We start from the raw sequence: 26,929 nt of genomic DNA, 5'->3' as shown, positions 1-26,929 counted from the left end.
TTGAATAACCTGCTGATTTAGAATTTGATCCCGCTCACATGTTATCCTCTCAAACTTCCTCAATTTTTACCGTAAGCCGCCTTAACCAGACGGTTCGTCTGCTGTTAGAACAGGAGATGGGACAGGTATGGATCAGCGGCGAGATTTCTAATTTCACGCAGCCTGCGTCGGGTCACTGGTACTTTACGCTCAAAGACGATACCGCTCAGGTGCGCTGTGCGATGTTCCGTAACAGCAACCGCCGGGTGACGTTCCGTCCGCAGCACGGGCAGCAGGTGCTGGTACGCGCCAACATTACGCTGTACGAGCCGCGCGGCGATTATCAAATCATCGCCGAAAGTATGCAGCCGGCTGGCGAAGGCTTGTTGCAGCAGAAATATGAGCAGCTAAAAGCCAAACTCCAGGCCGAAGGCTTGTTCGATCAGCAGCATAAACAGCCGTTGCCCTCCCCGGCCCACTGCGTTGGGGTAATCACCTCGAAAACCGGCGCGGCGCTGCACGATATTCTCCATGTGTTGAAGCGTCGTGACCCATCCCTGCCCGTTATTATCTATCCAACCGCGGTACAGGGCGACGACGCGCCGGGGCAGATCGTTCGTGCTATCGAACTGGCAAACGCGCGCGGCGAGTGCGACGTGCTGATCGTCGGGCGCGGCGGCGGTTCGCTGGAAGATTTGTGGAGTTTTAACGACGAACGCGTGGCGCGGGCGATTTTTGCCAGCCGCATTCCGGTGGTCAGCGCCGTCGGTCACGAAACGGACGTCACGATAGCTGATTTTGTCGCCGACCTGCGCGCGCCTACGCCATCAGCAGCGGCAGAAATTGTCAGCCGTAACCAGCAGGAGTTGTTGCGTCAGATCCAGTCCGCCCAGCAGCGTCTGGGCATGGCGATGGACTACTACCTCGCCAATCGCAGCCGCCGTTTCACGCAGATTTTTCACCGTCTGCAACAGCAACATCCGCAACTGCGTCTGGCCCGTCAGCAAACCGCGCTGGAACGTCTACGCCAACGGATGGGATTTGCGCTTGAGGCCAGGATTAAGCAGGCCAATCAACGCCAACAGCGCGTAAGTCAACGCCTGAGCCAGCAAAATCCGCAGCCGCGCATTCACCGCGCGCAGTCGCGCATCCAACAGCTGGAATATCGTCTGACGGAGAATATCCGCTCACGGTTAAGCGAACAGCGCGAGCGTTTTGGCAACGCGGTCACGCATCTGGAAGCGGTCAGCCCGTTAGCCACGCTGGCGCGCGGCTATACGGTTTCGACGACAACGGACGGCAAGGTGCTGAAAAAGATCAAACAGGTCAAAGCAGGCGATATCATGACCACGAGACTGGAGGACGGCTGGCTTGAAAGTGAAGTCAAATCCGTCACGCCGGGCACGTAATCCAACACTCCCCCACCCTTTGCAGCGCGATGTTGGGTTTCGACTTCGCCTCAGCCAACCTACGCGCCACGTCGGATAAGGTGTAGCCATAATCTGACGATCAACCGGTTTGTCATTCGCCTCAAAACCGGGCAGGGAACACCCGCCCGGTTTTGTCTAACTTACCAGTTATAGCGCAGATTGAGGCTACCGTTCAGATCGCCAAAGTCATTGCTGCCAGTCTGCCCGGCAACCTGAGCGCGAACGCTCCACTGCTTATCGATATCTGCCTGCAGACCCACTTTCAGCTCCGCACGGTTAGCCGGAAGATCCTGTTTCACCGTAGCATCATCAAACGATACCGACACATCATCGCTGGTGTGCAGCCAGTTAGCTTCAGCAAACGGCTGGATAACCGTACGGCTGCCTTTGTACAGCTTGCCGTCAACACGCAGACCCAGACGCGTTGTCCAACTGTCGCCATCCTGACCATCGATCCGGGTGCCGTAGTTATCCTTCACGCTATCCGCTGAGTAATTCTGCCAGACAACCTGCGCCTGCGGCGTCAGACTGACAGTATTACCGTTGCTAAGCGCAATATCGTAGCGATAACCGGTTTCCAGCGAGACGGCGTTAGCGGTTGAATCGTAAGATTCAGATCCCGCATCACCGCTCTCTACGCTGTTGTTGTAGAAACCGTATTGATACCAGCTATCGACATACGCGCCGCTATGCGTTTGGGCATCGGCAAACCAGGTGGCATAGACGCCGAGGTTGTAGCCGTCTACGTTGCCGCTACTGGTGAACTGGCTACCGTCCGCGCCACGGTTACCGGTGCTGTCGGTATCGGCGTTGATGTAGCTCGCCATGACGCCAACGGTAACGCTCTGCTGGCCGTTGCCCCAGGCCAGAATGTCGCCGCCTAACTGGAACTGGGAGTAGTTGCTGTCCATATCGATATTGCCGCTGACAGCCTCTGATTCTGCTTTACCCGCTTTGAAGCGCGCCCATACGCTGCCATCTGCGTTACGATACTGGCTGCCCTCGCGGTCATAGAGGGTCTGCATTTGCAGGTTGCGCGCCATCCACTGGTTGCCCATGTACGCGCCGATATCCGCACGGTACTGTGGTGCGACATCGCCGCCATCGTCCGGAGGCGTGACATTACCGCCATCGTCACCGCCATCCGAAGGCGTGACATCACTGTCATCACCACCGCTGTCGTCATCATCAGACTGTGCTTTTGACGCCAGATACCAGTCGTTGTCACTTTCATTCCAGTACAGACGGTAGGTATACAGACTGGCGTTAACTTCATTTTTTAACACAAACGCATCGCTGGTCGATACGCCGCCAACATCCACCACTTCAATACCGTTAGTGGTCTGTGCTCCATCGCCGATGCCGTTGATGTACAGATCGGTGGTGCAGGAGGCATCGCCGGTAATCACCAGCTTATCGGTCGCCGAATCATCGTCGCCCAGGACGGTATTCAGATAAAGCGAGCCGCCGTTGCCGGTGTAATTGCCATCAACATAAAGCGTATTGCCCGGCGTGCTGGAGGTGCTGCCGCTGGCGATCGTCCCCATGTTGACCAGATCGCCATTGAGGGTGAAGATAGCGCCTGTCTCCTCGCTGTCGCCGAAGACCAGCGTCCCTTCATTGGTCACCTTACCGTTAACGGTCGTACCATTGCTGCCGCCGAAGGTCGCCCCAGAAGCGACGTTCACCGCCTGCTGGCTGCCCACTTCGCCAATCGTACCGTCTCCGGCCAGCCACAGCGTGCCTTCCTGTACGTTAGTATCGCCGGTGTAGGTGTTCACGCCGCTCAGCGTCAGTTTACCCGCGCCCAGTTTGGTCAACGTTTTACCATCCCAGTCGCCGTTGCCGGTTTTATCGCCCAGTACGCTGGTGACTTCAAAGCTATCGCCTGCGCCCAGAGTGAAGGTGCCGTGTGCTGGCGTCGCTGACGTGGCGGTCGCATTCCAGCTCAGCCCTTCGGTAAGCAGATATTCTGACGCATCTTCAGGATTGATTGTCCCGGTTACGGTCAGATAGTCCGGCTTGTCAGTGAGGTTCATCGTCAGGCTGGTAAAGTCGCCGCTGATATCGCTGGTCATATCCATCAGTTTAAAGGACTGGAACTCCGCGTCGGAGGCGCGCGCTTGCAGGTTGGCGTCGCTGACGACCAAATCGCCGCCAAGCGTGGCGCTGCTGCCGGTAATCAGCGGTTGCACTGAGTCACTATTCAGCTCAACGCTCAGCGTACTGCCATCTTGCTGAATTAACGCGCTGTCGCCGAGATCCAACGAGGTGCCGAGCGCCAGTTGGGTCGTCGCGCCGCTATGAGTGGTGATGCCGCCCACCGCGCTGACTTCACCGTCTGCGTCCAGCACCAGCGTGGCATTATTGTCTACCAGACCGGTGCCCAGCGCCGTCGTACTGGCGGCGACCAGCGTACCTTCATTGATGGTGGTGCCGCCGCTGTAGTCGTTGTCGCCAGAGAGGATCAGCGTGCCTGCGCCTTCTTTGGTCAGCGATTTACCGTCCCATCTGCTACCCGGATCCAGCGTATCGTCAACGTCTGTCAGTGTAGCCGCAACGTTAAAGCTGCCGTCAGGGTCGCTCAGGGTAAAGGTGCCGTGGGCGTCGGTAGTGGCGTTGTCTCTGTCCGCATACCAGGAGAGGGAGGCCGTCAGATCATAGTGGGTGTTGTCTGCTTCATCGACTTTTCCGTCGATAGTCAGGAAGTCAACATCTTCGCGGTTCATCCCTGCAATGGTCAGATCGTCGAAATCGCTCGTAATGGCGCTGTCGCTGTCAATCAGCGTATAGGTGTATGCCTCAGGCGTCCAGCTGTCTGTAACGCTGCCGATGCCGGTAACATTCAGAGTGCCGCCCAGCGTGACGCTGTCGGCGGTAATCACGGCGTCGTCGGTGGCCGCGCCGAGGTCAATACTTAGCGTACTGCCGTCTTCCTGGGTGAGCTGGCCCGCGTCAAGGGTGCTGCCCGCCGCCAGCGCGGTCGTGGCGCCGGTATGGGTGGTGATGTTCGCAAGCTCGAATGCGCCGTTGGCATCCAGCATCAGCGTACCGCTGTTGTCGACATCACCGCCGCTCAGCGCGTTAACGTTGGCGGCAATCAGCACACCGTCGTCAATAGTGGTGCCGCCGGAGTAAGTGTTGTCGCCGCTTAACGTCAGCTCGCCCGTGCCGATTTTCACCAGCGAACCGGTGCCGGAAAGCGTATTTTTCAGCTCGCCCTCGCCGACCTGAAGCACGCCGTTGTTGGCAACAGCTCCGGTCCCCAGTGAATCCGCATGGTCAGCAATCAGCACACCGTCGTCAATGGTGGTGCCGCCGGAGTAATCGTTATCGCCGTTTAACGTCAGCTCGCCTGTGCCGGTTTTCACCAGCGAACCGCTGCCGGAAAGCGTATTTTCCAGCTCGCCCTCGCCGACCTGAAGCACGCCGCTGTTAGCGATAGCGCCAGTGCCCAGCGAATCCGCATGGTCAGCCGTCAGCGTACCGCCGGTAATGGTGGTGCCGCCGGAGTAAGTGTTGTCGCCGCTTAACGTCAGCTCGCCCGTACCGGTTTTCACCAGCGAACCGGTGCCGGAAAGCGTATTTTCCAGCTCACCCTCGCCGACCTGAAGCACGCCGTTGTTGGCAATAGTCCCGGTCCCCAGCGAATCCGCATGGTCAGCCGTCAGCGTGCCGCCGGTAATGGTGGTGCCGCCGGAGTAAGTGTTATTGCCGCTTAACGTCAGCTCGCCGGTACCGGTTTTGACCAGCGAACCGCTGCCGGAAAGCGTATTTTCCAGATCGCCTTCGCCCACCTTAAGCACGCCGCTGTTATCGATATCGCCGCTGCCCAGCGAATCCGCATAGTCAGCCGTCAGCGTACCGCCGGTAATGGTGGTGCCGCCGGAGTAAGTGTTGTCGCCGCTTAGCGTCAGCTCGCCTGTGCCGGTTTTCACCAGCGAGCCGCTGCCGGAAAGCGTATTTTCCAGCTCGCCTTCGCCGACCTGAAGCACGCCGCTGTTAGCAACAGCCCCGGTACCCAGCGAATCCGCATGGTCAGCCGTCAGCGTACCGCCGGAAATAGTGGTGCCGCCGCTGTAAGTGTTATCGCCGGTCACGATCAGCTCATCGCTACCGCTTTTGACAATTTGGCCCTCGCCGGTCACGTTGTTATCCAGCGTGCCCTGGCTCAGCGCAAGCGTTGCGCTTTCTGCAATCGTCACATCGCCAGTGCCGAGCGCGGCGGCGTCTTTGGCGGCCAGAATGCCGCCGTCAATTTCAGTATCGCCGTAGTCGTTGCCGGTGTTGCTGAGGATCAGCGTGCCGTCGCCTTGTTTGGTTAGCTTGCTGCCGTTCCAGTTGGAGGTCGCCGTGGTTTCGTCCAGTTCGCTGGTGACGGTAAAGGTACTGCCTGCATCAACGGTAAAAGTGCCATGCGCAGCGCGCGCAGAATTTGCGCCCGCGTACCAACTCAAGCCCGTAGACAACTCGTAGTTGGTATTATCATTCGCATCAACGCCCGCGTTGATCGTCAGATAATCCGGCATAGCGGAGGTGTCAGCATCCAGTGTTACGCTGTCAAAATCGGTAGTGATTGCGCTTTGTGAATCAATCAGCGTGATCGATCCAAAGTGTTCGTCGGTTTCGGGCGCGACAAAGGTGGCCGTTGAGCTAAGGTTCAGCGTCCCGTCCAGCGTGACGTTGGCGGCTTTGATAATTGGCGCGCTGTTGGCGGTATCCAGCGTCGCGTTTATCTGGCTGTTATCCTGTAAGGTCAGGGTATTGTCCACCGTCAGCAGCGTACCTGTCGAACCGCTCGCGTTGCCCAGCGTAATATCGCCGTCGTTGGTCAGATTGCCGACGGTTGACGGGTCGGTCATGTTCCACTGGCTGGTGTCGTCGAGCGACAGCGTAGTAAACATCGCATCTACACTACCGGTTAACGTGGACCCCTGGCTTAAAGAGAGCGATGACGATGACATGTCACTCTGAGCAACGTCACCGATCAATGTCGTATTGTTGGCCTGAATTACCGCCTTGCTGCCAAGCTTGATCACTTCCGGCGCTTCAAATGTGCTGTCGGTCAGCACGATAGGAGCGTTAATCGTCGTGCCAGTGTCCACATGCAGCGCAATCGTGTCTGAATTAACCTGTGCTTTGTTGACCGTCAGCGCGTTGAGATCCTCATACCCGTCGAGTTTTCTTTTGCTGGTTATAAAGATACCGTCGCCGTCGGCGTTGATGGTGGCGCCGTCGATCCTGGCGTCCGACGCCAGAATATACACGCCCGTACCGGCAGAGGTAATGTTGCCGCCTGTAATATCCAGGGTAGTGGCGTTATTGGCCTGTACCGCCGCGCCGCTGGCATTGGTATGTGTTATGGTCGCGTTGGTGAGATTAAGAGCGGCCTTATTGGTACCCTGGATGGTGCTCATCGTACCTGCAGAGCTGACCGAGCTATCAGACAGGTTCAGGGTGGAACCCTCGTCTGTCGCGGTGTTTCCGGCAACAACGTTTATCTGGCCTTGCGCCAGGGTGATTGTGCTACCGTCCAGCACGTTCAGCGTACTGCCTTGTTGCACCTGCGCGCTGCTGCTGTTAGCTGCCTCAACGATGGTACCGTCCAGCGTTGCTTCTGAACCCGTATACAACGTCATTACGCCGAAATTGCCGTCAATCGTTAGCGTACTGTCTGTTAACGTCAGTGTGCTGCCATCCGCTGCGGAAATACCCTGGGTATAAATGCCCGTAGTGGTTATCTTCGCGTCGGTAAGCTCAAGGATAGCGTAATGATCCAGCGAAATGGCGTTGGAAACATACTTACCGCCATCCGGATCATCAGCTCCGCCTCCGCTTGTTTCAATGACGAGCCCCGTCCCTGTGACCGTGGTGGGCTGCCAGCCGACGGTGGCGACACCCGAGACATATAGCGCCGCGCCTTCATCGGTGCCCGAATAGCTCATCGGCGGCGTTGACGCATCCAGAACGTGGGTCTGCGCATCAGCATATGATACCTGATTGTCGGCCATGGCCAGCGGGCTGAAAAATCCGAGCGCTGCAGCCACGGCGCAAGCCAGCGCCGCGCGCGTTGCTTTTATTATTTGTCCATATTCGGACTTTTTGTTTAGGGAATGGATTTCACTCGCGCATACTTGCGCTTTAACTTTGCTGTGGCCTCGCGCCAGTTCTGAAGCCACGACATACATATTTCGCACGGCGCTCCAGACAATACTGTAAGTCCTGTTCAATTTTTAAATTTCCCTTTAATAACGTTCACGAAGCAAACTGGATTTTGATTGGGCTGCAAATAGCCTTTAAATGCTACATTATCAATGAGTTAAATAATAAATAACAAAAATACAGCTCTATGAATGGTTGCAATCACCTGAAACAATATATTATCCAAGCCAAATTATTAACTAATTTCAAGGCTTATTTCAATGCCAGGTCAATTTCTGGTTGATTTATAATTGATATAAATACATTCATCCATTTAATAAATATTTATGCCGTGAATAACATTTAATAACTTCATATATTAAAATAAATAAATGCGTGAAACAAAAAGGTGTGATTATCATGCGACACCTGCGTTATTTTAAATATACTCGTCATACTTCAAGTTGCATGTGCTGCGGCTGCGTTCCCTCACTCCAGTCACTTACTTTAGTAAGCTCCCGGGGATTCGCTCGCTTGCCGCCTTCCTGCAACTCGAATTATTTAGAGTATATACGTAGCGCCAGATGCCGGGTTGCAGAAGGGAGACGGCGCTTTTACACACGCGTGGCAAACGGTGGTGACGCCAATTAGCAGAACATATACTTTTCAATGAATGCTACTTTCACTTTTTCATGAAGCTCAATTGAATGTGAAAAGCAGATTATTTTCGTGCCAGACGCATAATACGTTACTCCACGCACGTCGCATAACCCGCTGTGCCTGCCGGCTTAATGGCGCAGTTTTGACTCTTGGTATTCTCATCTACGCCGCAATACATGCCGCCGCTCGAGGTTGATTTAGATAAATAGGGATAGCCCAGCGTCGGCCAGCCTAACGAGCTAATTGAATGATACAGCGTCAACAGGTCGTTATTATCCGGTGCTTTGCTAAGGCTACCGCACTGTTTGGCAATATCCCATTTCGTGTTGTCCACCGTATGCGCCATCGCCCAGTACTCGTTATTTGCATGCACTCCGTTGGTAAATACTGGCGTCACGCCTGACAGCATCTCAGCCTGAAGCCACGGACGATGCAGCGTTTTTCCGTTGACGGATGTCGTATCCGACATATTTCCCCAGAACAACGCTTTATCCGTATCCGGGCTGGTAAGTACCATAAAAATCACATCCAGCGATGCGTGAAGAGTCGTATTGTCCGTCACTTTCACCGTGAGTGGCGTTTTCAACCCCAGGCTTTTATCCTGATTGAGCGTAAACGTTGCCGTACCGTCGCTGCCGGTAGTGCCGGTAAAGACAATCCCGGTGGTGGTCATACTTTGGCTGGCGCTTGCGGGAGTCAGCTCTTTAAGCATGAGATCGTCTGCTCCGGCATCCGCTGCCACGTCGCCATCCGTTATCACCATACCTGCCCGATTTTTCGAATCGCCACGTGACAACGTAAAACCGACGTTGGCGACCGGGTTACCGCTGCTATCTTTTACCGTCACCGTTAACGGCATCGCACTTCCCTTCGCCACTACCGCCGCATTTTTCGCGCTGTCCATCGCCGTCGAGGTCAGCGTAATACTGGCAGGAGTAGAAGTACGCGGCTCGACCAGACACACCTGAGCGCCGGTGGCAGTCGATGAACTGGCGGTGCCCTTACCGCCGCTATTCAGGTTTATAAATTGGTAATATCCGGTATTCGGCGCACGATCCGCCGCCCACCAGGATTTGTTCCCCGCCACCGGCCAGCCGTAATTTGTACCGATTGCGCCGTTAGGATTGTCGCTATACAACGTTTGCAGATCGCCCGACAACGGCTGGTATTCCGCATCACAGCCGGTTGCGCCCGCTTTTTCAGTGTTCGCTGCGGTGACTAAGGGCCATGTTTCATTGTTAACCAGGTAAGTACCGCTATTCGACGTCATCTCCGCCGCCAGCAGCGGACGCCGGAACTTCACGCCCGCGCTGTTGGTCACGGTTTCCGGCATGTGTCCCCAGTATTTGGCTTTATCGCTGTCCGGGCTGGTAATGACGGTGAAAATGACGTCCATATCGCTAACTGTCAGCGGATCGTCGACAAGCATCGCCTGTAGCGGTGTTCTCAGGCCACGGGAATCATCCTGCGTCACTTCGAGTTGCGCTTTACCATCCTCATCCGTAATGCCATACCAATAACTTGTGCACGAAGATACCGTGCAGTTAAACGTCATTGAGCCCGTAGACGGCGCAACCGATGTGAGTACCATGCCTCCGCCGGAACTGCCATCAACGACACCCGCCCGGTCTATCGAAAGCGTTCGTCCCAAACGGATAGCGGTATTGGGCTGCGGCGTGCCGGAACCATCCCTCACAGTGACGGTCAACGGCAGGCTCTCGCCCTTCTTCGCCACTGGAGCGCCTTTATCCGCATCCATGTCGCTGGAGGTGAGTTCTATCGACAAGTCCCGGCGCTTTGCCAGACAAAGCTGCGCCGTGGCGGTATTGGCTTTGGTTGTCAGCGTATTATTATCGCTGAGTCTGACATACTGAAACTGACTGTCTGAGTGCGTGGCATCCGGTACTGAGTTACCCGCCCCCCAATATTTTCCTGATGCCACCGGTAGGCCAGGCGTTGTCGTGAGTGCGCCATTGGGATAATCGGTATATAGCGTCTGTAAATCATTTACCGTCGGCAACCCCAGCCGATCGCACGGGCTGGCGGTGTCCTGATACATATTCGGATAACGGCTCCAGGTATACCAGGTCTCGTTATTTTCCGTATAACCCGACGTGTCCGCCGTTGAAGAAAGTTCAGCGCGCAGCAGCAGTCGCTTAAATTCAACCACCTTACTGTTGGTAAAGGTTTCCGGCATATGGCCCCAGTATTTGGCCTTATCGCTGTCCGGGCTGGTCACTACGGTAAAGATTGCGTCTTTGCTGTCTGTCAGGTTGCTGCCGTCCATCGTGGCGGCGCTGATAGTGGTTTTTAAACCGGCGGTACTGTCCTGCGCAAGGGTAAATGTCACCTGTCCCTGGGCATCAGTTTGCGCATACAGATATTTCGCCGAGGTATCCAGCAGGTATGTCGCCAGGCCGGACAGCATCACATTACGCAGCGTAATATCGTCTGTGACGCTTGAGGACGATGTGGCGCTGTTGGCGCGATTGTACGAAGATCCGCGGCTGATTTTCACCATCACGTTTTTCATCGGCTGACCTGCGGCGTCTTTCACGTCGATGGTGGCGGCCATCTGCTCGCCCTTCTTCGCCTTTGCGCTTCCGGTGGTTTCATCCTGGCCTGCCAGCGTAAGCGTCAGGCTGGCGGCGGCGCTGCGCGGCGAGGCAAGACAGGTCTGCATGTAGTACATCGAGGTGCTGGTCGTCGTTTTGACATCATTGCCGTCGTTAAACAGGTTGACCGCCGCGTAGAGCGACTTCGTGCCGTCTGACGATATCACGTAATCCCCCGCCCACCAGTAGCGGCTGACGTTGTTGTTGCCTGAACTGGTCATCGGCCAGCCGTTACGGCTGCGCATGGCGTTATCCGGGTATGTCCCGTACAGCGTCTGGAGGTTGGCTACGGTCGGTAGCGTGTCGCGCCCACAGCCGCCACCGGTGCCGTTCCAGGCTTTATCGACGGTTATCATGCCCCAGGTTTCGCCTTTGTCGTAGTAGCCGTTGGCGATGGTCAGCGTTTTGCCGGGCGTAGCGCTAAACTCGCTGGCCAGCAGCGGACGCCTGTACGCCACGCCGCTGCTGTCGGTCAGCGTTTCCGCCATATGGCCCCAGTAGTTGGCCTTCGGCGTGTCCGGACTGGTGACCACGGTAAAGATGACTGGCAGCGGCGCGCTCGTTACGCCGTTGTGTTCTATCGCCGCCGTCAGCGGCGTTTTAAAGCCCGCGCCGCTGTCCTGGCTGATATTCAGCGTCAGCGTGCCGTCGGCGCCCGTGGCGGTGTAATAGTTAGCGCCGCTGCTACGCCCGTCGCTGTGGTTTATCTGTATATCCGCCGCCGCCGAGCTATTCACCTCCTGATTCGCGCGCCCGACGCTGTCGCCGCGCGTAAAGATAACCGGCGTGTCGGCGGCCGGGTTGCCCTGGGCATCCCGCGTGGTGATGATGACCGGGATGGTCTCGCCGACTTTCGCTTTGGCGAATCCGTCGCTGTCGTTATACACAGGCGAAGTGAGCGTTATCTGCGTCGCCGCCGGATGGGCGTTTTGCAGGCAGACAAAATAGAGTTGTTCATTCCACAATAGCGAACCGACGCCGCCGTCGCGCAGATTAATCGACTTAACGTAGCGGTTTTGCGTACTCCGGCTCAAATCGGCGGTGCTGTCCTGGTAGTTTTTACCGTCCAGCGGCCAGCCCTGCTGGGTATTCATGGCGCCGCCGGGCCTGGCGTCGTACAGCGATTGCATATCGGCAAGGGTCGGCACGTATCCCGCGCCGCAGGCGTCGTTCGCCATTTCAAAATCGACGATTCCCCACGCTTCGTTGTTTTCCGTATTGTCGCCGTGGGTAACGCCGCTGGCGATTTCAGCCGATAACAGCGGGCGCTTAAACACCTCGCCGTTGACCGCCGTCGTCGTTTCCGGCATATGGCCCCACATTTTGGCTTTGTCGCTGTCCGGGCTGGTGACCACGGTAAAAATAGTATCGATGCTGGCCGTCGCGCTGGCGTTATTGTACAGCGCCGCCGTAATCGCGACTTTCGTCCCGTGGGCATCCGGGCGGGTGACGTTGATGATTTTGCTGCCGTTTTCACCGGTCATACCGCCGATTTGGGTGGCGCTGTCGTTGAGCGAATCGCCGTCAATCACCACCGCCGAGACGATGCCGTCGCCACTACCAGCGATATGTTTCTCCCCCTGGCGGGTATAGCCGTCGCCGCGGCTTAACACGAACGGCGCTTGCGGCAGCGGATTGCCGCTGGCGTCTTTTACCGTCACTTTAAGCTGGAGCGTATCGCCCTTTTTCACCTTCACCGCGTGTTCGCTGTTTGCGTTATACCACAATGCCGCATCCACCGGCTCAATAGTGATAGACGCCGCCGTCGGATTTTTGCTGACCAGACAGCTCACGTAGTCCGACGCATCGCCGGAAGCGGTATAGCCGCCCGCAGCCAGTGATACCGCCTGCCATGTAGCGGCGCTGGCGAAGGTGGAAGACCAGTAGTCATACGTCGTCGGCCAGCCGGATACGGTGTGGATTTTATTGCCGTCGCTGGAGGCATACAGTGCGGCAAGCTGATCGGCGCGCGGCAGATGGCCGGCCTCGCAGCCCCCAGCGTTGGGGTTATTCAGCGCGTCGGCGTGGCTGACGCGCGCCCAGGTTTCGTTATCCTGCTCCTGGGTACGGGTGGCGGCAGTCGCTTCCGCCGCCAGCTTTGGCCGCTGGAATTCCATATCACTTACGGTGAGCGTGTCCGCCATATGGCCCCACATCTGCGCCTCCGGCGTATCGGGGCTGGTGGGAACGGTAAATTTCACGCTGCGGTTGACGGGCGTGGTAATCAGTGAGTTGACCGGCAGTACGCTCAACGGCGTCAGCAAGCCCACGCCCTGCGGCTGTTCAATCACCAGCGTGGCGTTGCCCTCGGCATCGGTCATGCCCTGGTACGTCATCGACGCCCGGGAAGAGCCGAAAGGCGTTCCGCCCATCACCAGCGTTCCGTCGCTGGGATCGGTAAAGCCCGTGGTGGCGTTGTCGCGATTTTTGCCGTGCGACATGGTGACGGTAAAGCTGGCGTTGGGCACACTTAACCCGTTCAGCGCATTAACGGAATGGACGTTCATCGTGATTTGTTCGCCGACTTTGGCTACCGCATTACGTAACGACTCATCGCCATTAAAGTAAACGTCCAGACTGGTCACCAACTCATTGCCGGAGCAGGAGAGATAGTTCGGTTCGGCGCCGCTGAACATGCTGTCCGCGCCGGTCGCCAGGTTGACGTGCGCGGTGGTGGAACCATCAGTATCCGCCGCGATATAGCTGTGTTTCTGCGTCGGCCAGCCGTAGGTCGTTTCCATCGCGTTACCGGAATGGGCCTGATACAGCGTATCCAATAGCAGTTGCCCCGGCACCTGGCCGGTACCGCACTGGTTCGTCGCCGCCGTTACCGAGTTAAACGTCGCCCAGTATTCGTTATTCTCAAATTCGGAACCGGTATCCTGCGCGGCCTCTTCTGCCAGCAGCGGGCGTTTGTAGATATTGCCCGCTTCCACCACGCCCTGCATATGGCCCCACATGCGCGCCTGCGCCACGTCCGGGCTGGTGACGACGGTAAAAATCACGTTCTGCGTCGCTTCCGTGCCGTCGAACAGCACCACGCGCACCGGGGTTAATACGCCCGCACCCTTATCCTGAGTCAACACCAGCGAGAACTGACCGTTGGCGTCGGTGACGCCATGATAGTGGCCGTCGCTGCCTGCCAGATTGGTGATAATTACCGGATCATCCGTCCACTGATGGGCGGCGTCAATATCGGCGTTCTTTTGATTCTGGCGATTTTGCTCGTCGCCCAGGTAGACGTTAAAGTAGCGATAAGGCAGCGGTTTATTGGTGGCGCTGTCGGTGACGGTGATCTTCATGTTGATCTCTTCGCCCACCTTCACTTTCGCCGCGTTGACCGTTGAATCAAAATTATCGGCGCTAATCACTAATTTCGGCGTGACCGCAGGCGGGGCTTTATCCACGCAGCTAACCAGCGATTGCGTGGCGTCCGGCATCTGCGTAAGGGCGCGGCTGCGCATATCAATGCTGATATGGTCAGTGGCAGTCGATCCCTGGGAGGAGGACCAGTACTCTTCATCACCGGATGTCAGCCCTACCGGCCAGCCGAGGGTGGTGGCCAGATCGCCGCGCGCAATTTTTAACCCTTCCAGTTGGCGTGCATCCGGCAGAATATCGCAGTGCGCGTCGGCGTGACCCCAGTTGAACTGCGCCCAGGTTTCATTGTTGATGCTGGCGGTGCGGTCTTCACCGTCGGTTTCCGCCGCCAGTTTGGGGCGGTAAAAGGTGTAGCTTGCGCCGTCCACCGTGGCGGTGGACGTCTCTGCCATATGACCGTACATGTTGGCGCTGCTGCTGTCCGGGCTGGTGAGGGTGGTAAAAATCACGTCCACGCTGGCTTTCAGCGCTGGCGCGCTCGACGGGTGCGCTATCAGCGGCGTTTTAACGCCCGGGCCGTTCGCCTGGGTGACGACCACGGTCGCCACGCCCTCGGCGTTGGTCGTACCGTGATATTCCGTGGCGGTGGTGGTCAGTTCGGTGTTGCCGACGCGCACCGGCGCGGCATTGTTTACCACGCCCTGGCGGTTTTGCGCGTCGCCGCGGGTAATCACGAAATCAACGTTGCCCTCCGGTTCGCCGCCGCAGTCTTTGGTCGTTACCGTCAGCATGATGCTTTCGTCCGCTTTGACCTTCGCGGCGTTGAGCGACTCATCCAGATGATCGGCGGCGAGCGTTACCGGGTCGCCCACGGCGGGCGCGATATCCACGGCAAACTTTTGATCAAGCACTTCGACCGCCGTGTTATAAGGCACGCCGGTGCGGGTAAGCAACCACAGCGGCGGTATGGCGGTTGAGGTATCCAGCTGCGACCAGACCACCAGATGGCGGCCCGCCAGATTCTGCGCGCAGAAACTTATATTGCTGACGGGTTGTGGATCAAGCGGCGTGTCCGGCGTGGCGGCGTCGGCCCACACCAGCGTGACGGTGGGCGCGCGTTCAGCCTGCCAGACCAGCGGCGGCACGGCGAAGATATCGCCTTCGGTGTCGTGCGGATTGGTTAAGGTCAGCGCGCTGCCAGCATCACTGGTGCTGAACTGGCTGGGCTTCGCGGAGTAGTCAACAGGATTCGCCGCATCAGAGCGCAACTGCACGCTGCCCTGATATACCGGGATCGTTACACTGTCGGCCTGAGGCGGAGTGCCATTAATAGCCGCAGTTTGCTCAGTGAGTTCCTGCCATGCGCCGCTGCTTCGCACGGCCTGCGCGAAGAAAGGCGTTAAACTGAGGGCGCATAGCAGCAGCCAGGGTAAAAAACCGACACACTTTTTCGATTTCACTGACGTACCTGAGAAAAGTCCATTTCGTTGCAGTTCATTCCATGAATACAAAAACGTAAAAATACATCGCTACCGGAACAGCGCCAGCTACAAGGGATACCCAGGTTGGGCGCCGCAAAGCGTCACCCAACATTCAAACGCGCTCCCGGCCCCATTCCCCATTCACTACGGCACCCGGCACGAGCCTAAGCCCGAGGTCGTCGCTTTTTCACGAGTACAGGTTGTCTGGCCGGTCGTTTCGTTAAATGAACAGTAGTACTTATTGCTTTGACCTTCATCTTGCGACACATAGTCCCAGGATGATGTCGTCGGCCATTGCAACGTGCCGATAACGCTCTGCAACGCTTTCAGATCGTCCAGCGAGGCTATATTTTCCTGCGATCCGCAAAGATGCGTCAACGACGTTTCCACGTGTTCGGACTGATAATAATAGTTCGTCCCCCAGAATTCATTATTAAACGGCCAGGTATCCCGGGGCGCGGCAGAGAGCTCGGCTTTCAGGTACGGGCGGCGCAGCGTAACGCCGTTCACCTGCACGGTATCCGGCATATGACCCCAGTATGACGCATACGGCGTATCCGGGCTGGTTTGTACCGTAAAGATTGCATCTACGCTCGCCGCCTCATCAAATTGATTCGCAAGCGCCGCCGTGACAGACGTTTTTAACCCCAGCGATTTATCCTGAGTTAACGTAAACCGCAACTTACCGTCATCGCCGGTGAAGCCAGACCATTTTGTGCTGAGGCCATTCTGGTTATTAAACGCCACTGCCGTACCCGCAGGTGCAACCGGCGTCAGCATCATATTCGCCGGCGAAGTTGTAAACGGAACCGGCTCGCCAATCACGCCTGGTTCAATGTATTGCTTATCCACCGCACCGCGCGAATAAGAGTATTCACGCGTCAACAGTACGGCCACCCCGGCCTGCGGCTGCCCGGCGTCGTTAGTCACCGTTACCGTCATCGGTATCGTTTCGCCTTTTTTCGCCACAGCCGCTGATTTATCGGCGTTCCATGCGTCGGAAGAGAGCGCGATATTCAGCCCGCTGCGCGATGTTGTCAGGCAGAGTTGTAAGTAGTAGTTACCCGGGTTTTCCGACATGCTGTAGTTTTTCCCCGTCTTGAGATCTTTATACTGCCAGTAAAGGGTTGAGCCTTTCAGCAGGCTATCCCCCGCCCACCACCGCTTCCCGACGGGCAATCCAATATCGGTCGCCACCTTGCCGCTTGGGTGATCGTTGTACAGCGCAGTGAAATCATCTATCGCAGCCATCTGGTTCATCGGACACCCGCCGTAATTGCCGGTATTAAAACTATTCACCATGATCCAGTTTTCATTGGTTTCGAAATAGGTATCCGTGTGCGCCTCCGATGAGGGCTCGCCTTCCACCAGCGGGCGCTTAAACTCCGCACCGTTGCTGGCGGTGAAGGTCTCCGGCATATGGCCGTACATGTTGGCCTTGTCGCTGTCCGGGCTGGTGAGGACGGTGAACACCACCGGCAGCGATGAGGTCGCCGTCGGCGTATCGTTCAGATTCGCGGTCAGCTGGTTTTTCAACCCTATGCCGCCGGGTTCGGCAAGCGTCAGGGCCAGCGTACCATCCGCGCCGGTGGCGCCGGTCAGAACCGATGTGGCATAGTAAAACTGTTGCTGCGCACCGGTGAGCGGCGTCACCGTCATGTTGGTGCCGTTAGTGGCTACAAATTTATTATAGTCAGGGTTGCGCGCCTTCCCGGCGTCGCGTTTAAGCGAAAAAGTCGCATAAGGCACCGGGTTGCCCATCGCATCGGTAGTGGTAATGAGCAGCGGGATCGACTCGCTATTTTTCGCCTTTACCGCCTGAATAGCGTCATCCATCGCCTGCGGGGAGGTGAGGGTAATCAGCGTGGCCTGCGGCAACGGCGTCCTGGCGCAAATTTGGTACTGCCAGACAGAGCTGGACGAGCTGTTTTCTGACCGACGCGAACCATCAGCCAAATCGACTGCGTAATAGAAGTCAAGTTTTGCCCCGCTGGAAAATGACGTCGAGTTCGATCCGCTCCAGTAAGAATAGTAGACCGGCCAGCCCTGGGCGGTATTTATCGTTCGGCTCGGGTATTTGCTGTAGAGCGAATCCAGCGCCTCAACGGCAGGGTAATAGCCCGCCGCGCAACGGGCCGGATTGGCCCCTTCACTGGCTGGCCCATGAAAAACCGCCCAGGTTTCGTTGGTTTCTTGCTTAGACGCAGTATTGTCCGTACTGGACAGCTCAGCGTACAGCAGCGGGCGCTGGTACACCGCGCCATCCGCCGCCATCAGCGATGGCGCCATATGCCCCCACATGCGGGCAACGCTGACATCCGGGCTGGTGACGACGGTAAAGATAGTGTCGATGCTGGCACTCACGGCGGCATTTTCATACAACGTCGCGTTAATCGCGGTGCGGGTGCCGTGGGTGTCCGGGCGGGTGACGCTGATGATACGGGTGCCGTCAGTGCCGGTCTGCGACCCCATTTTGGTGGTGGTCCATGCCAGCGATTCGCCGTCGATCACCACGGGCGTCACGATGCCTTGCAGATCGTCACCGTCCTGAGCGGTATACTTTTCGCCCCGGCGATCGTAACCGTCGCCGCGGGTGAGCACAAACGGCGCTTCCGGGATCGGGTTGCCGCTGGCGTCCTTCACCGTCACCTTGAGCTGCATCGTCTCGCCCTTTTTCACTTTGACCGCGTGGACGTCGCTGCCGTCGTACCACTGCGACGGATTGACCGGTTCAATGGTGATGGACGCCGCCACCGGGTTATCGCTGGCCAGGCAGCTGGCGTAAATCGAGACGTTGCTGTTGGCAAATTCACTGCCGTTCGTCAGCGCGATCAGTTTCCAGGTGGTGGCGCTCTGGTAGGTGGACGACCAGTAGTTAAGATAGGTCGGCCAGCCCTGAATGCTGTGAATCTTGCCGCCGCTGTTGGCGTTATACAGCGCCTCAAGCTGGTCGATGCGCGGCAGGCGGTTCGCCGCGCAGCCGCCCGCATCCGGGTTGCCCACCGCGTCGCTATGGGCCACGCGCGCCCAGGTCTCATTGCTCTCGTCCTGGGTACGCAGCGGGTTGCTCACTTCACCCGCCAGTTTGGGCCGCTCAAAAGTCCAGTCGCCCACGGTAATCGTGTCGGCCATATGGCCCCACATTTTGGCCGCTGGCGTATCCGGGCTGGTGGCGACGGTAAACTTCACGCTGCGGGAAACCGGCGTGCTGATTAATGAATCGACGGGCGCAATATTTAACGGCGTCAGCAGCCCCACGCCCTTTTTCTGGGTGAGGATAATGGTCGCATCGCCGTTAGCGTCGGTGATCCCGTGATAAACCTGCCCGGCAACGTAGCCCACGTCGTCAAACTGCATCTCGCCGTTGCTGGTATCGGTAAAGCCGGTCGTCAGCCCGTCACGCCGCCTGCCGTTCGCCATGGTGATGGTGAAGTCGGTATTGCCGATCGCTATGCCGTTAAGGGCGTTGCGCGAATGGATGTTCATCTTAACCTGTTCATCCACTTTGGCGTCGGCGTTTTTGATCACCGGATCGTCGTTGAAGTAGACGTCCAGCACCGCCACCATTTCATTGGCCGAGCAGGTCAGGTAGTTGGGCGTATCGGTAAATTTGCCGCTATCGCCGTTTTCGAGGTTGACGTGTACCGTCCCGGAGGCGTCGCTGTCGGCGGCGATGAAATAATCTTCAGTCGGCCAGCCGTGCTCGCTTTCCATCTGTCCGCCCGCATGTTCGCTGTACAAATGCGCCAGCGACGACTGATCCGGCACCTGGCCGACACCGCACTGCGCGGTGGCCGACGCCACGGAGTTAAATGTCGCCCACTCTTCGTTATTTTCACTGAACTGGCCGTCTTTATGGCTGGCCTCCACCGCCAGCAGCGGACGTTTGTACAGGTTGCCCGCGTCCACCACGCCGCGCATATGGCCCCACATGTTGGCGCCGTCCACGTCCGGGCTGGTGACCACGGTGAAAATTACGCTAAAGGACAGCTCGACGTTGCCGCCTTCGTCGTCCGGCATCACGATGCGGATGGGCGTTTCGACGCCCAGGCCGCTGTTATGTTTTAACGTCAGGTGCGCCTGGCCGTTGACGTCAGTCACGCCGGTATAGTGCTCCGGCGACGAGGCGCTCATACCTTCGGAATCAACGGTGACCCGCAGGTTATCCCATGCGTCCTGATGTTCCCCTTTGCGGTTTTTCGCCGGGTCGATAAACAGCTCCATGTAGCGGTAAGGCAGCGGTTTTTGCGTGTCCCGGTCAACTACGGTCATCGTCAGATCAATCGACTCCCCCACCTGCGCTTTATACGGTCCTTGTGGGGAGAGAGTAATCTGCGGGTGCGCCGCAGGCTGGGCTTTATCCACACAACTGACCAGCAGCGTGTCGCTGTCGGCGGCCCTGACGACCGATGCGCTGTTCATATGTACGGCAGCGTGGTAGCCGCTCATCTGATCTTTGGTCGACGACCAGTATTCGGCATCGTCCGTCGCCGGCCAGCCGGTGTACGTTGCCAGCGTGCTGTGCTCATGTCGCATCTGCACCAGTTGTTCGGCGTCCGGCAGAATATTGCAATGGTTATCGGCGCCGTTCCAGTCGAACAGCGCCCAGGTTTCGTTGGTATCGACGACGCTTTTGTCAGCGCCGCTCGCTTCCGCCGCCAGCTTCGGCCGGGTGAAGGTGTAGGTTATACCGTTCAGCGTCGCGGTGGTGCTCTCCACCATATGGCCGTACATACTGGCCTTATCGCTGTCCGGACTGGTGATGGTGGTGAAAATGACGTCGACATTGTCGGTCAGCGTGGGATAGTTTTGCGAAGAGACGATAAGTCGCGTTTTTACCCCCGGACCGTTCTCTTGCGTTACCACCACCGTGGCGTTGCCCTGCCCGTCCGTTACACCATGATATTCTGTTTGCGCAGTCGTTAACTCGGTATTGCCAACGCGCACCGGGTTAGCGTTATTGACCACACCCTGGCGATTTATTGCATCCTCGCGACGGATCACAAACGGCGCATTGATCGCAGGTTCGCCATCACACGCTTTGGTGGTGACAGTAAGAGTAATACTTTCTCCGACCTTAACTTTCGATGCTTCAAAACTGGCATCGACATGATCGCCGCTCACAGAAACAGGATCGCTCACCGCTGGTTTGATATTCAGCGTCACTTTCGGACTTAACAGCGGAATGGTCGCATAATTCGGCACCCCAGTATTCGTAAAGAGCCACAGCGCGGGAATGTTGGTTTCATCTTCCACCTGCGCCCAGGCCACCAGCTGTCGCCCGGCGAGGTTTTGGGCGCAAAAGGTCAGGTTCGGAACCGGCTGCGGCGAGAGCGGCGTGTCGGGCGTGGCGGCATCGGCCCATACCAGGCCCATGGCGGGCGGCTGGCGGTTTTCCCAGGCGATGGTGGGCGGATCGCTAAAGAGATCGCCTTCGGTATCGGTGGAATTGACCGCCCGCATCGAGGTTGAGGTAGCATCCGCGCTAAAATCGCGCGGCATGGCGCTGAATTCAATATCGTGGGTTTTGCTCGGGTCAAGCAGCGTACTTCCCTGGTAAAGGGGGATAATAGCGCCGTCGGCCAGCGGCGCGGTGCCGTTAACCGCACCGGTGACTGAGTTCAGCTCTTGCCAGGTTCCGCCCTTCAATAGCGCCTGCGCAGGTGCGATCGACGCTGCAAACATGATCAGTAATGTCAGTAAGAAATGTACAACTTTATTCACTTGCCGATTCCTGTCCATGAGCGATAGCCACCCGTTTTCATTCTCTGTCGTAATTCAACCCACTTTGCTTAGCGCGCGGCTAAGCAAAGTGCGCGGAAAATACCACTCCCCGCGGGGAGTGGTATGTTGAGGACAACTTATTTGCGTTTGTAGTCGATGGACAGACCAAAGCCCTGGACACCGTCGCTACCCACGGTAACGCCGCCGTCTGCTCCCTCGAACGCCGTTTTCGCTTCGGCGTTGGTGACAGGGATGACAAGGTCTTTATCGTTCCAGCTTTCGTTGACGATACCGCCGGTACCGGTACCTGCAATTTTACTGGTGCCGACGAATTTCCAGCGGTAGTCATACTGGTCGGTAACGTTTTCACCGGCATCATAGGTACCGTTGCCGTTCTTATCGCTCCACAGCAATACCTGATAGGTGGTATTCGTTTTGAGTGTCGTCCCTGTATTCTTCAACAGGTTGGTATTCGAATCTTTCTCATGAATAACCACATGGACGTTTTCATCCACCACCGGACCTTCCGGAATTTCGTCATCATCCGAACCACCGCCCGCATCGGTCGACAAGTCTTTCAACAGCAGTTCGGTTGCCACGGCAGGGTCACCGGTGGTAGTGGTTGGCGTGATTTTGATACCGATATAACGATCCGCATCAGCGGCCTGGATTTCATAACTGTCACCAGTACCAAGATCTTTGGGGTCGCTGCCATTCTGATCGCTAAAGCTCACCCATTTCACGGTGACTTTAGTTGCCGTGTTGTCGGTGTCCAGGTCGCCTTCCGTATCGCCAATCGCCCAGTTCACCGTGACCTTATCGCCAACGTGGAACTGCTTATCGCCTTCGGTCACAATTTTACGATCGCCGCGATCGATAGTTACCGTTACGTGATCTTTGTCGGTATCCGCAGTTTTATCCGCCGCACGGGTAATCCACGGCACCGTACCCTGAATGGTGCCCGTCTGTTCAGAGACAATCTGCCACTGCCCCGATTTCAGATTACCGTTTGCCGCCACCGCTGGCGCGGCGCAATACCCGGCAACTACTAATGCTAAAGCGACCTTCGTCAGCCGCCGTTTTACTGTTGCTTGCATTCAGACTCTCCTTTTTCTCAAAATTCAGCGGCTGGCTGGTCAGCCACAACGCTGACGCTATTTCTGACTATACGTAACGCGTATGCCGTAACCCTGAACGCCATCTTCCACATTGGCGGCAAACTTCTGCGCCGCCTCTTTATTGGTTACTGGCAGGACAAGATCTTCATTCATGGTGTTGGCCAGCGCGCCGGTATGTCCGTTTGTACTCTGCCCGGTAAACTCCCACTGGTAGTCGTACAGCGCCATCTCTTCTTCCGTGAGCTGCTCGGACATCTGGAATACGCCGTCTTTATTTTTGTCGCGCCACAGCAGGAAACGGTAAGCATTATTGACCGTAGGGTGCTTATCTTCTTTGCCGATAAGGTTGACAGGGTTGGCGGCTTTGACCTGATAAATCACCGCATTCAGCGCGCTCAGGTTGTCGCCGATAAAAGTGACATCAACGTAGTTACTGTCGCCATAGGCGTCTGCTTTCGCCTTCCAGCGGAAAGTCCCCGGCAGGGTGCTGGAAAGCGTCACCGTCCCCGCTTCTTTGTCACGACTGGCAATAAACACGCAGGGGGTTTCCGTGGTGCAGGGCGTCTGGGCCAGGGTGACTTTTTTATCATTGCTGTCGTACAACACGGGCGTCATGGCATCGTCCACCAGTTCGTTACCATTGCGATCCGTGGAGTCGCCAAAGGAATCGGTGATCAGCAGATCCATCACCACGCCGTCTTCGCCATCGGCCAGCGCGCTGGCTTCATGGCTGTGATCGCTGCGATCGGTATCGGCAATGTTGTCGACGATCAGCTCAATTTTGCGATCCTGCTGGACGGTGATTTCCACCACGCCGGAGTTCTGCTTATTGCCCTTTTCATCTTCCAGCGTCATGCGTACTTTCCAGGTGTTCAGGGCGGTGCGCTGCTCTTCGGTATCGGCATTAACCCAGGCAGGAAGCACCAGATTCCAGCTGTTATTGTTGCCTTCGGTTAACGCATTAGCTTTTACCACCGGCATCACCAGCGTACGGGCGGCGTCGTTTTTCGCCTGCCAGGAGGCAGAAATAATTTTGTAATGGTGGTTAATCAGCGCGTTGACAGTCCATTTGCACTTTTCCAGACCAACAGCGGCCTCAGGCGTATCTTCAATCACGCATTCCGGGTGTTCATTGGTGGCGTCAGCCTTCAGCCACAACGTGACGTCCAGCGGATCTTTCTCGCGATATTCGAGAATGATGAAATTGTTACGATCGACAAAATCGGTGCGGCTGCCCATTAAGGAGTGCTGAATTTTAACGTTTTCCGGATCGAGCTGCGCCGCCAGCGGCGTGCCTATCTGGTAGTTCACGGTCGCGTTAACGCTAAAGTCGTTACTATCGCCAGTACCGGCTTTGTAATCCGTACCAACCGTGACCAGCGGTACCGGCGTATATTCCAGCCCCAAAGTGACGGCATGAGGATCTTTTTGCAGATCATCGGTGCCAAACAGCGCTACTTCATCGCCGTAGTACTGTTCGTAAACTAATTTAGCGCCAAGCTGCGGATAAAACGGCAGCCAGCTTTCCATGCGGATATCCCAGCCGCGCGCGGGTCGTTCTTCATAAAAGTCGAAATCTTCGGAGTCTTTCCAGTCAGAAAGAGGATGGTAATAGTTGCCGGAGAATTTCAGGTAATCCGTCCAGGCTTCGGTTCCCAGACCTAATCGACGGTGACCGCGCGTAAAATCGTAGTCATAGAATGCGTTGCCGCCAAGCAGCCAGTTGCCGACGTTCTGGCGAACGCCAAGCCCAAAGTTACCAATGGTGCGGTCTTCCTTACGCTGAGCCGAAATCTGGCTAAAGAAAAGCGTGCTCTGGTTGTCATACCAGGGAATAAAATAATCCAGCGAACTGCCGTCCAGATCGCCGCCTTCGCCCACGGACAGGCTGGTACGGATCTTGCCATAAGGTGACATTACACCTTCAAGATATGACTGTGCTGAGGAAGTGATTTGGTTTTGCAAATAGCTACGCGCCTGGGATTCCAGCGCTTCCGGGGTGAGATTATCAAAGCCCTGGGTGGCGGAATTAATAAAGTAGTCAGCGCCCTGTTTTTTAAAGGACTTTCCTTTATTTTCCTGTTCTTCTTTTTTCGCGGATTCGCTGGCTAAATCAGGCAGGGAGGAGTGGCTTTCATCATTTGCAGATGCAGAGTTATCTGCGCCAGAAGCCGCAACTGAGACTCCAGACACTAATAGCAAAACCAGAATGCGAATCCTTCGCACCATATGATATCCCTGTCGTTAAATAAACACGCCTCTATGAAAAGATATTATATGGATGATTCAGATGGAATCATAACTAACAGGCCTAAATATATTCCTAAAAAGAAAAGTTTAATATGAAACAGATTTATAATATTGATATAATAAATAAAAAGAAGGCTGTTATTTATTTCTAATATTAATTTTCGGGAATAATATTCCCTATAAATAGTTGAATCAATAAAAAGAATAAAATAACCGCCGGGCAGGATACTATGCTGATATTACGGGAGTATCGAATAACGCTTTTGCCCTTAGCCGGATAAGACGTCGGCGCCTCTGCTCTGCGGCGCAACGTCGACAGCGGTTTTATTGATCGGAAATGACGAAATTAACCCGTTTTTTTGAAATTAAACCATGACCGTTCTGGCAAAAATAGTCCACTGCGCCGCAGGCTTTCAAAACCTGTAACGGCTGGCGGCAGTCAGGACAAAGTGCCTGTAACGAGAAATCTTTAGCGCATGTCTCGCAATGCGCAGTATCGCCATTGCGCTCCAGCGCGTGATGGCAAACGGGGCAGGTTATTTCCATAACATTCTCCTCAGGCGCATGACTCACTTTTACTTGAAAGGCCTGATAGCGCAGCGCTTGTCAGGCCTGGAATATTACTGAAAAAGCATTACTTGCTTTTCTTGATATGTTTCATCAGACGCTTACGTTTGCGCATTTGCGTTGGCGTCAGTGTGTTACGCTTGTTCGCATACGGGTTCTCCCCTTCTTTAAACTGAATGCGAATCGGCGTCCCCATCACTTCCAACGACTTGCGGAAGTAGTTCATCAGATAGCGCTTATAGGAGTCTGGCAGATCTTTTACCTGGTTGCCGTGAATAACCACAATCGGCGGGTTATAGCCGCCAGCGTGGGCATATTTCAGTTTCACACGGCGACCGCGCACCAGCGGCGGCTGATGATCTTCCACCGCCATCGTCATGATACGGGTCAGCATCGCAGTGCTCACCCGGCGAGTGGAACTGTCGTAAGCCTCGCGTACGGACTCAAACAGGTTGCCGACACCGCTGCCGTGTAGCGCAGAGATAAAATGAACGCGGGCAAAATCAATAAAGCCCAGACGGAAATCCAGCGTCTCTTTCACCTGCTCTTTGACTTCCTGGCTCAGGCCATCCCATTTGTTGACTACGATAACGAGTGAGCGCCCACTATTGAGGATAAAGCCCAGCAGAGACAAGTCCTGGTCAGAGATCCCCTCGCGCGCATCGATGACCAACAGTACGACGTTAGCGTCTTCAATCGCCTGCAACGTTTTAATCACCGAGAACTTTTCTACCGCATCGGTGATTTTTCCGCGCTTACGCACCCCCGCCGTGTCAATCAGCACATATTCCCGTTCGTCGCGTTCCATCGGGATATAAATGCTGTCGCGAGTGGTGCCCGGCATGTCGTATACCACCACGCGCTCTTCACCGAGAATACGGTTAGTGAGTGTGGACTTACCTACGTTCGGGCGACCGACAATCGCCAGCTTTATCGGCAGGCTTTGCGGGTCAAAATCATCTTCCGGCGCTTCTTCGCCATTTTGTTCCGCCTCGAACTGCGCCCAGTATTCCGCGTCTTCATCCACCTTTTCCTGCGGCGCGACATCATCCATCCACGGCAGAAGCACATGTTCCAGCAGGCTCAATACGCCGCGACCATGTGAGGCGGCGATAGGGTAAATTTCGCCTAATCCCAGCGAGTAAAAATCGACAACCGCCTGATCGGGATCGAGACCATCCGTTTTATTCGCCACCAGGAAGGTCGGTTTTTCACGGGAACGCAGATGTTTGGCAATCGCTTCATCCGCCGGCATCAGGCCAGCGCGCGCATCTACCATGAATAACACCACATCCGCTTCTTCAATCGCCAGCAGCGACTGTTCCGCCATCCGCGTTTCGACGCCGTCTTCGGTGCCGTCAATACCGCCAGTGTCGATACAGATAAACTCGCGGCCTTCAACCTCCGCACGACCGTACTTACGGTCACGAGTCAGACCCGGGAAATCCGCAACCAGCGCATCTCGGGTGCGGGTCAGACGGTTAAATAGCGTGGATTTTCCGACGTTAGGGCGCCCGACAAGCGCGACCACAGGTACCATGTTTAAAGCCTCATTTAAAAAATCATCAGACAACGCGCGTCATTTTTACGCCGTTGTTAAAAACAGGAAAACGGCCCCTACACCAGGAGCCGTTTTTTAAAAC

At 56.2% G+C, this 26,929-nt stretch carries 9 protein-coding genes; 1 reads left to right on the top strand and 8 read right to left on the bottom strand.

Annotated features, from left to right (window positions below; all coding sequences use genetic code 11):
* Positions 1-38 precede the first annotated feature (38 nt).
* Positions 39-1,388: an exodeoxyribonuclease VII large subunit gene (xseA, locus tag ACLJRU_RS08295; protein ID WP_000953167.1), complete on the top strand. Its 1,350-nt coding sequence runs from the start codon at positions 39-41 to the stop codon at positions 1,386-1,388.
* A gap of 161 nt (positions 1,389-1,549) precedes the next feature.
* Here the strand turns inward: xseA and shdA are convergent, their stop codons facing one another.
* The 8 genes from shdA to der all read right to left on the bottom strand — a co-directional run bounded on the left by shdA (position 1,550) and on the right by der (position 26,826).
* The gene (gene shdA / locus ACLJRU_RS08290; protein ID WP_187790634.1) at positions 1,550-7,639 is read right to left on the bottom strand and encodes a fibronectin-binding autotransporter adhesin ShdA; all 6,090 of its coding nucleotides are present in this window, start codon (positions 7,637-7,639) and stop codon (positions 1,550-1,552) included.
* 558 nt (positions 7,640-8,197) lie between these two features.
* Complete coding sequence (locus ACLJRU_RS08285; protein WP_001667815.1) at positions 8,198-8,311, bottom strand: IS1 family transposase; 114 nt, start codon at positions 8,309-8,311, stop codon at positions 8,198-8,200.
* On the bottom strand, positions 8,299-15,606 hold the full coding sequence (gene ratB / locus ACLJRU_RS08280) for a DUF823/DUF824 repeat adhesin RatB (protein ID WP_038394029.1): 7,308 nt from the start codon (positions 15,604-15,606) through the stop codon (positions 8,299-8,301). The genes ACLJRU_RS08285 and ratB overlap by 13 nt, the downstream gene beginning before the upstream one ends.
* Positions 15,607-15,771: 165 nt before the next feature.
* A complete protein-coding gene (ratA, locus tag ACLJRU_RS08275) occupies positions 15,772-21,369 on the bottom strand; it encodes a DUF823/DUF824 repeat adhesin RatA (RefSeq protein WP_071841893.1) in 5,598 nt (1,865 codons plus the stop codon).
* 119 nt (positions 21,370-21,488) lie between these two features.
* On the bottom strand, positions 21,489-22,448 hold the full coding sequence (locus ACLJRU_RS08270) for a SinI family autotransporter-associated protein (RefSeq protein ID WP_001149067.1): 960 nt from the start codon (positions 22,446-22,448) through the stop codon (positions 21,489-21,491).
* A 57-nt stretch (positions 22,449-22,505) separates the two neighbouring features.
* On the bottom strand, positions 22,506-24,698 hold the full coding sequence (gene sinH / locus ACLJRU_RS08265) for an intimin-like inverse autotransporter SinH (RefSeq protein WP_001540613.1): 2,193 nt from the start codon (positions 24,696-24,698) through the stop codon (positions 22,506-22,508).
* Between the two features lie 345 nt (positions 24,699-25,043).
* A complete protein-coding gene (locus ACLJRU_RS08260; RefSeq protein WP_000406466.1) occupies positions 25,044-25,265 on the bottom strand; it encodes a zinc ribbon domain-containing protein in 222 nt (73 codons plus the stop codon).
* A gap of 88 nt (positions 25,266-25,353) precedes the next feature.
* On the bottom strand, positions 25,354-26,826 hold the full coding sequence (gene der, locus ACLJRU_RS08255) for a ribosome biogenesis GTPase Der (protein WP_000249416.1): 1,473 nt from the start codon (positions 26,824-26,826) through the stop codon (positions 25,354-25,356).
* Positions 26,827-26,929: the final 103 nt, after the last annotated feature.

The sequence above is a fragment of the Salmonella sp. SAL00653 genome, from assembly GCF_046552515.1.
In the GTDB taxonomy this organism is placed as follows: domain Bacteria; phylum Pseudomonadota; class Gammaproteobacteria; order Enterobacterales; family Enterobacteriaceae; genus Salmonella; species Salmonella enterica.
The sequence above is the reverse complement of the archived record's forward strand: the minus strand, read 5'-3'. Positions and strand labels throughout refer to the sequence as shown.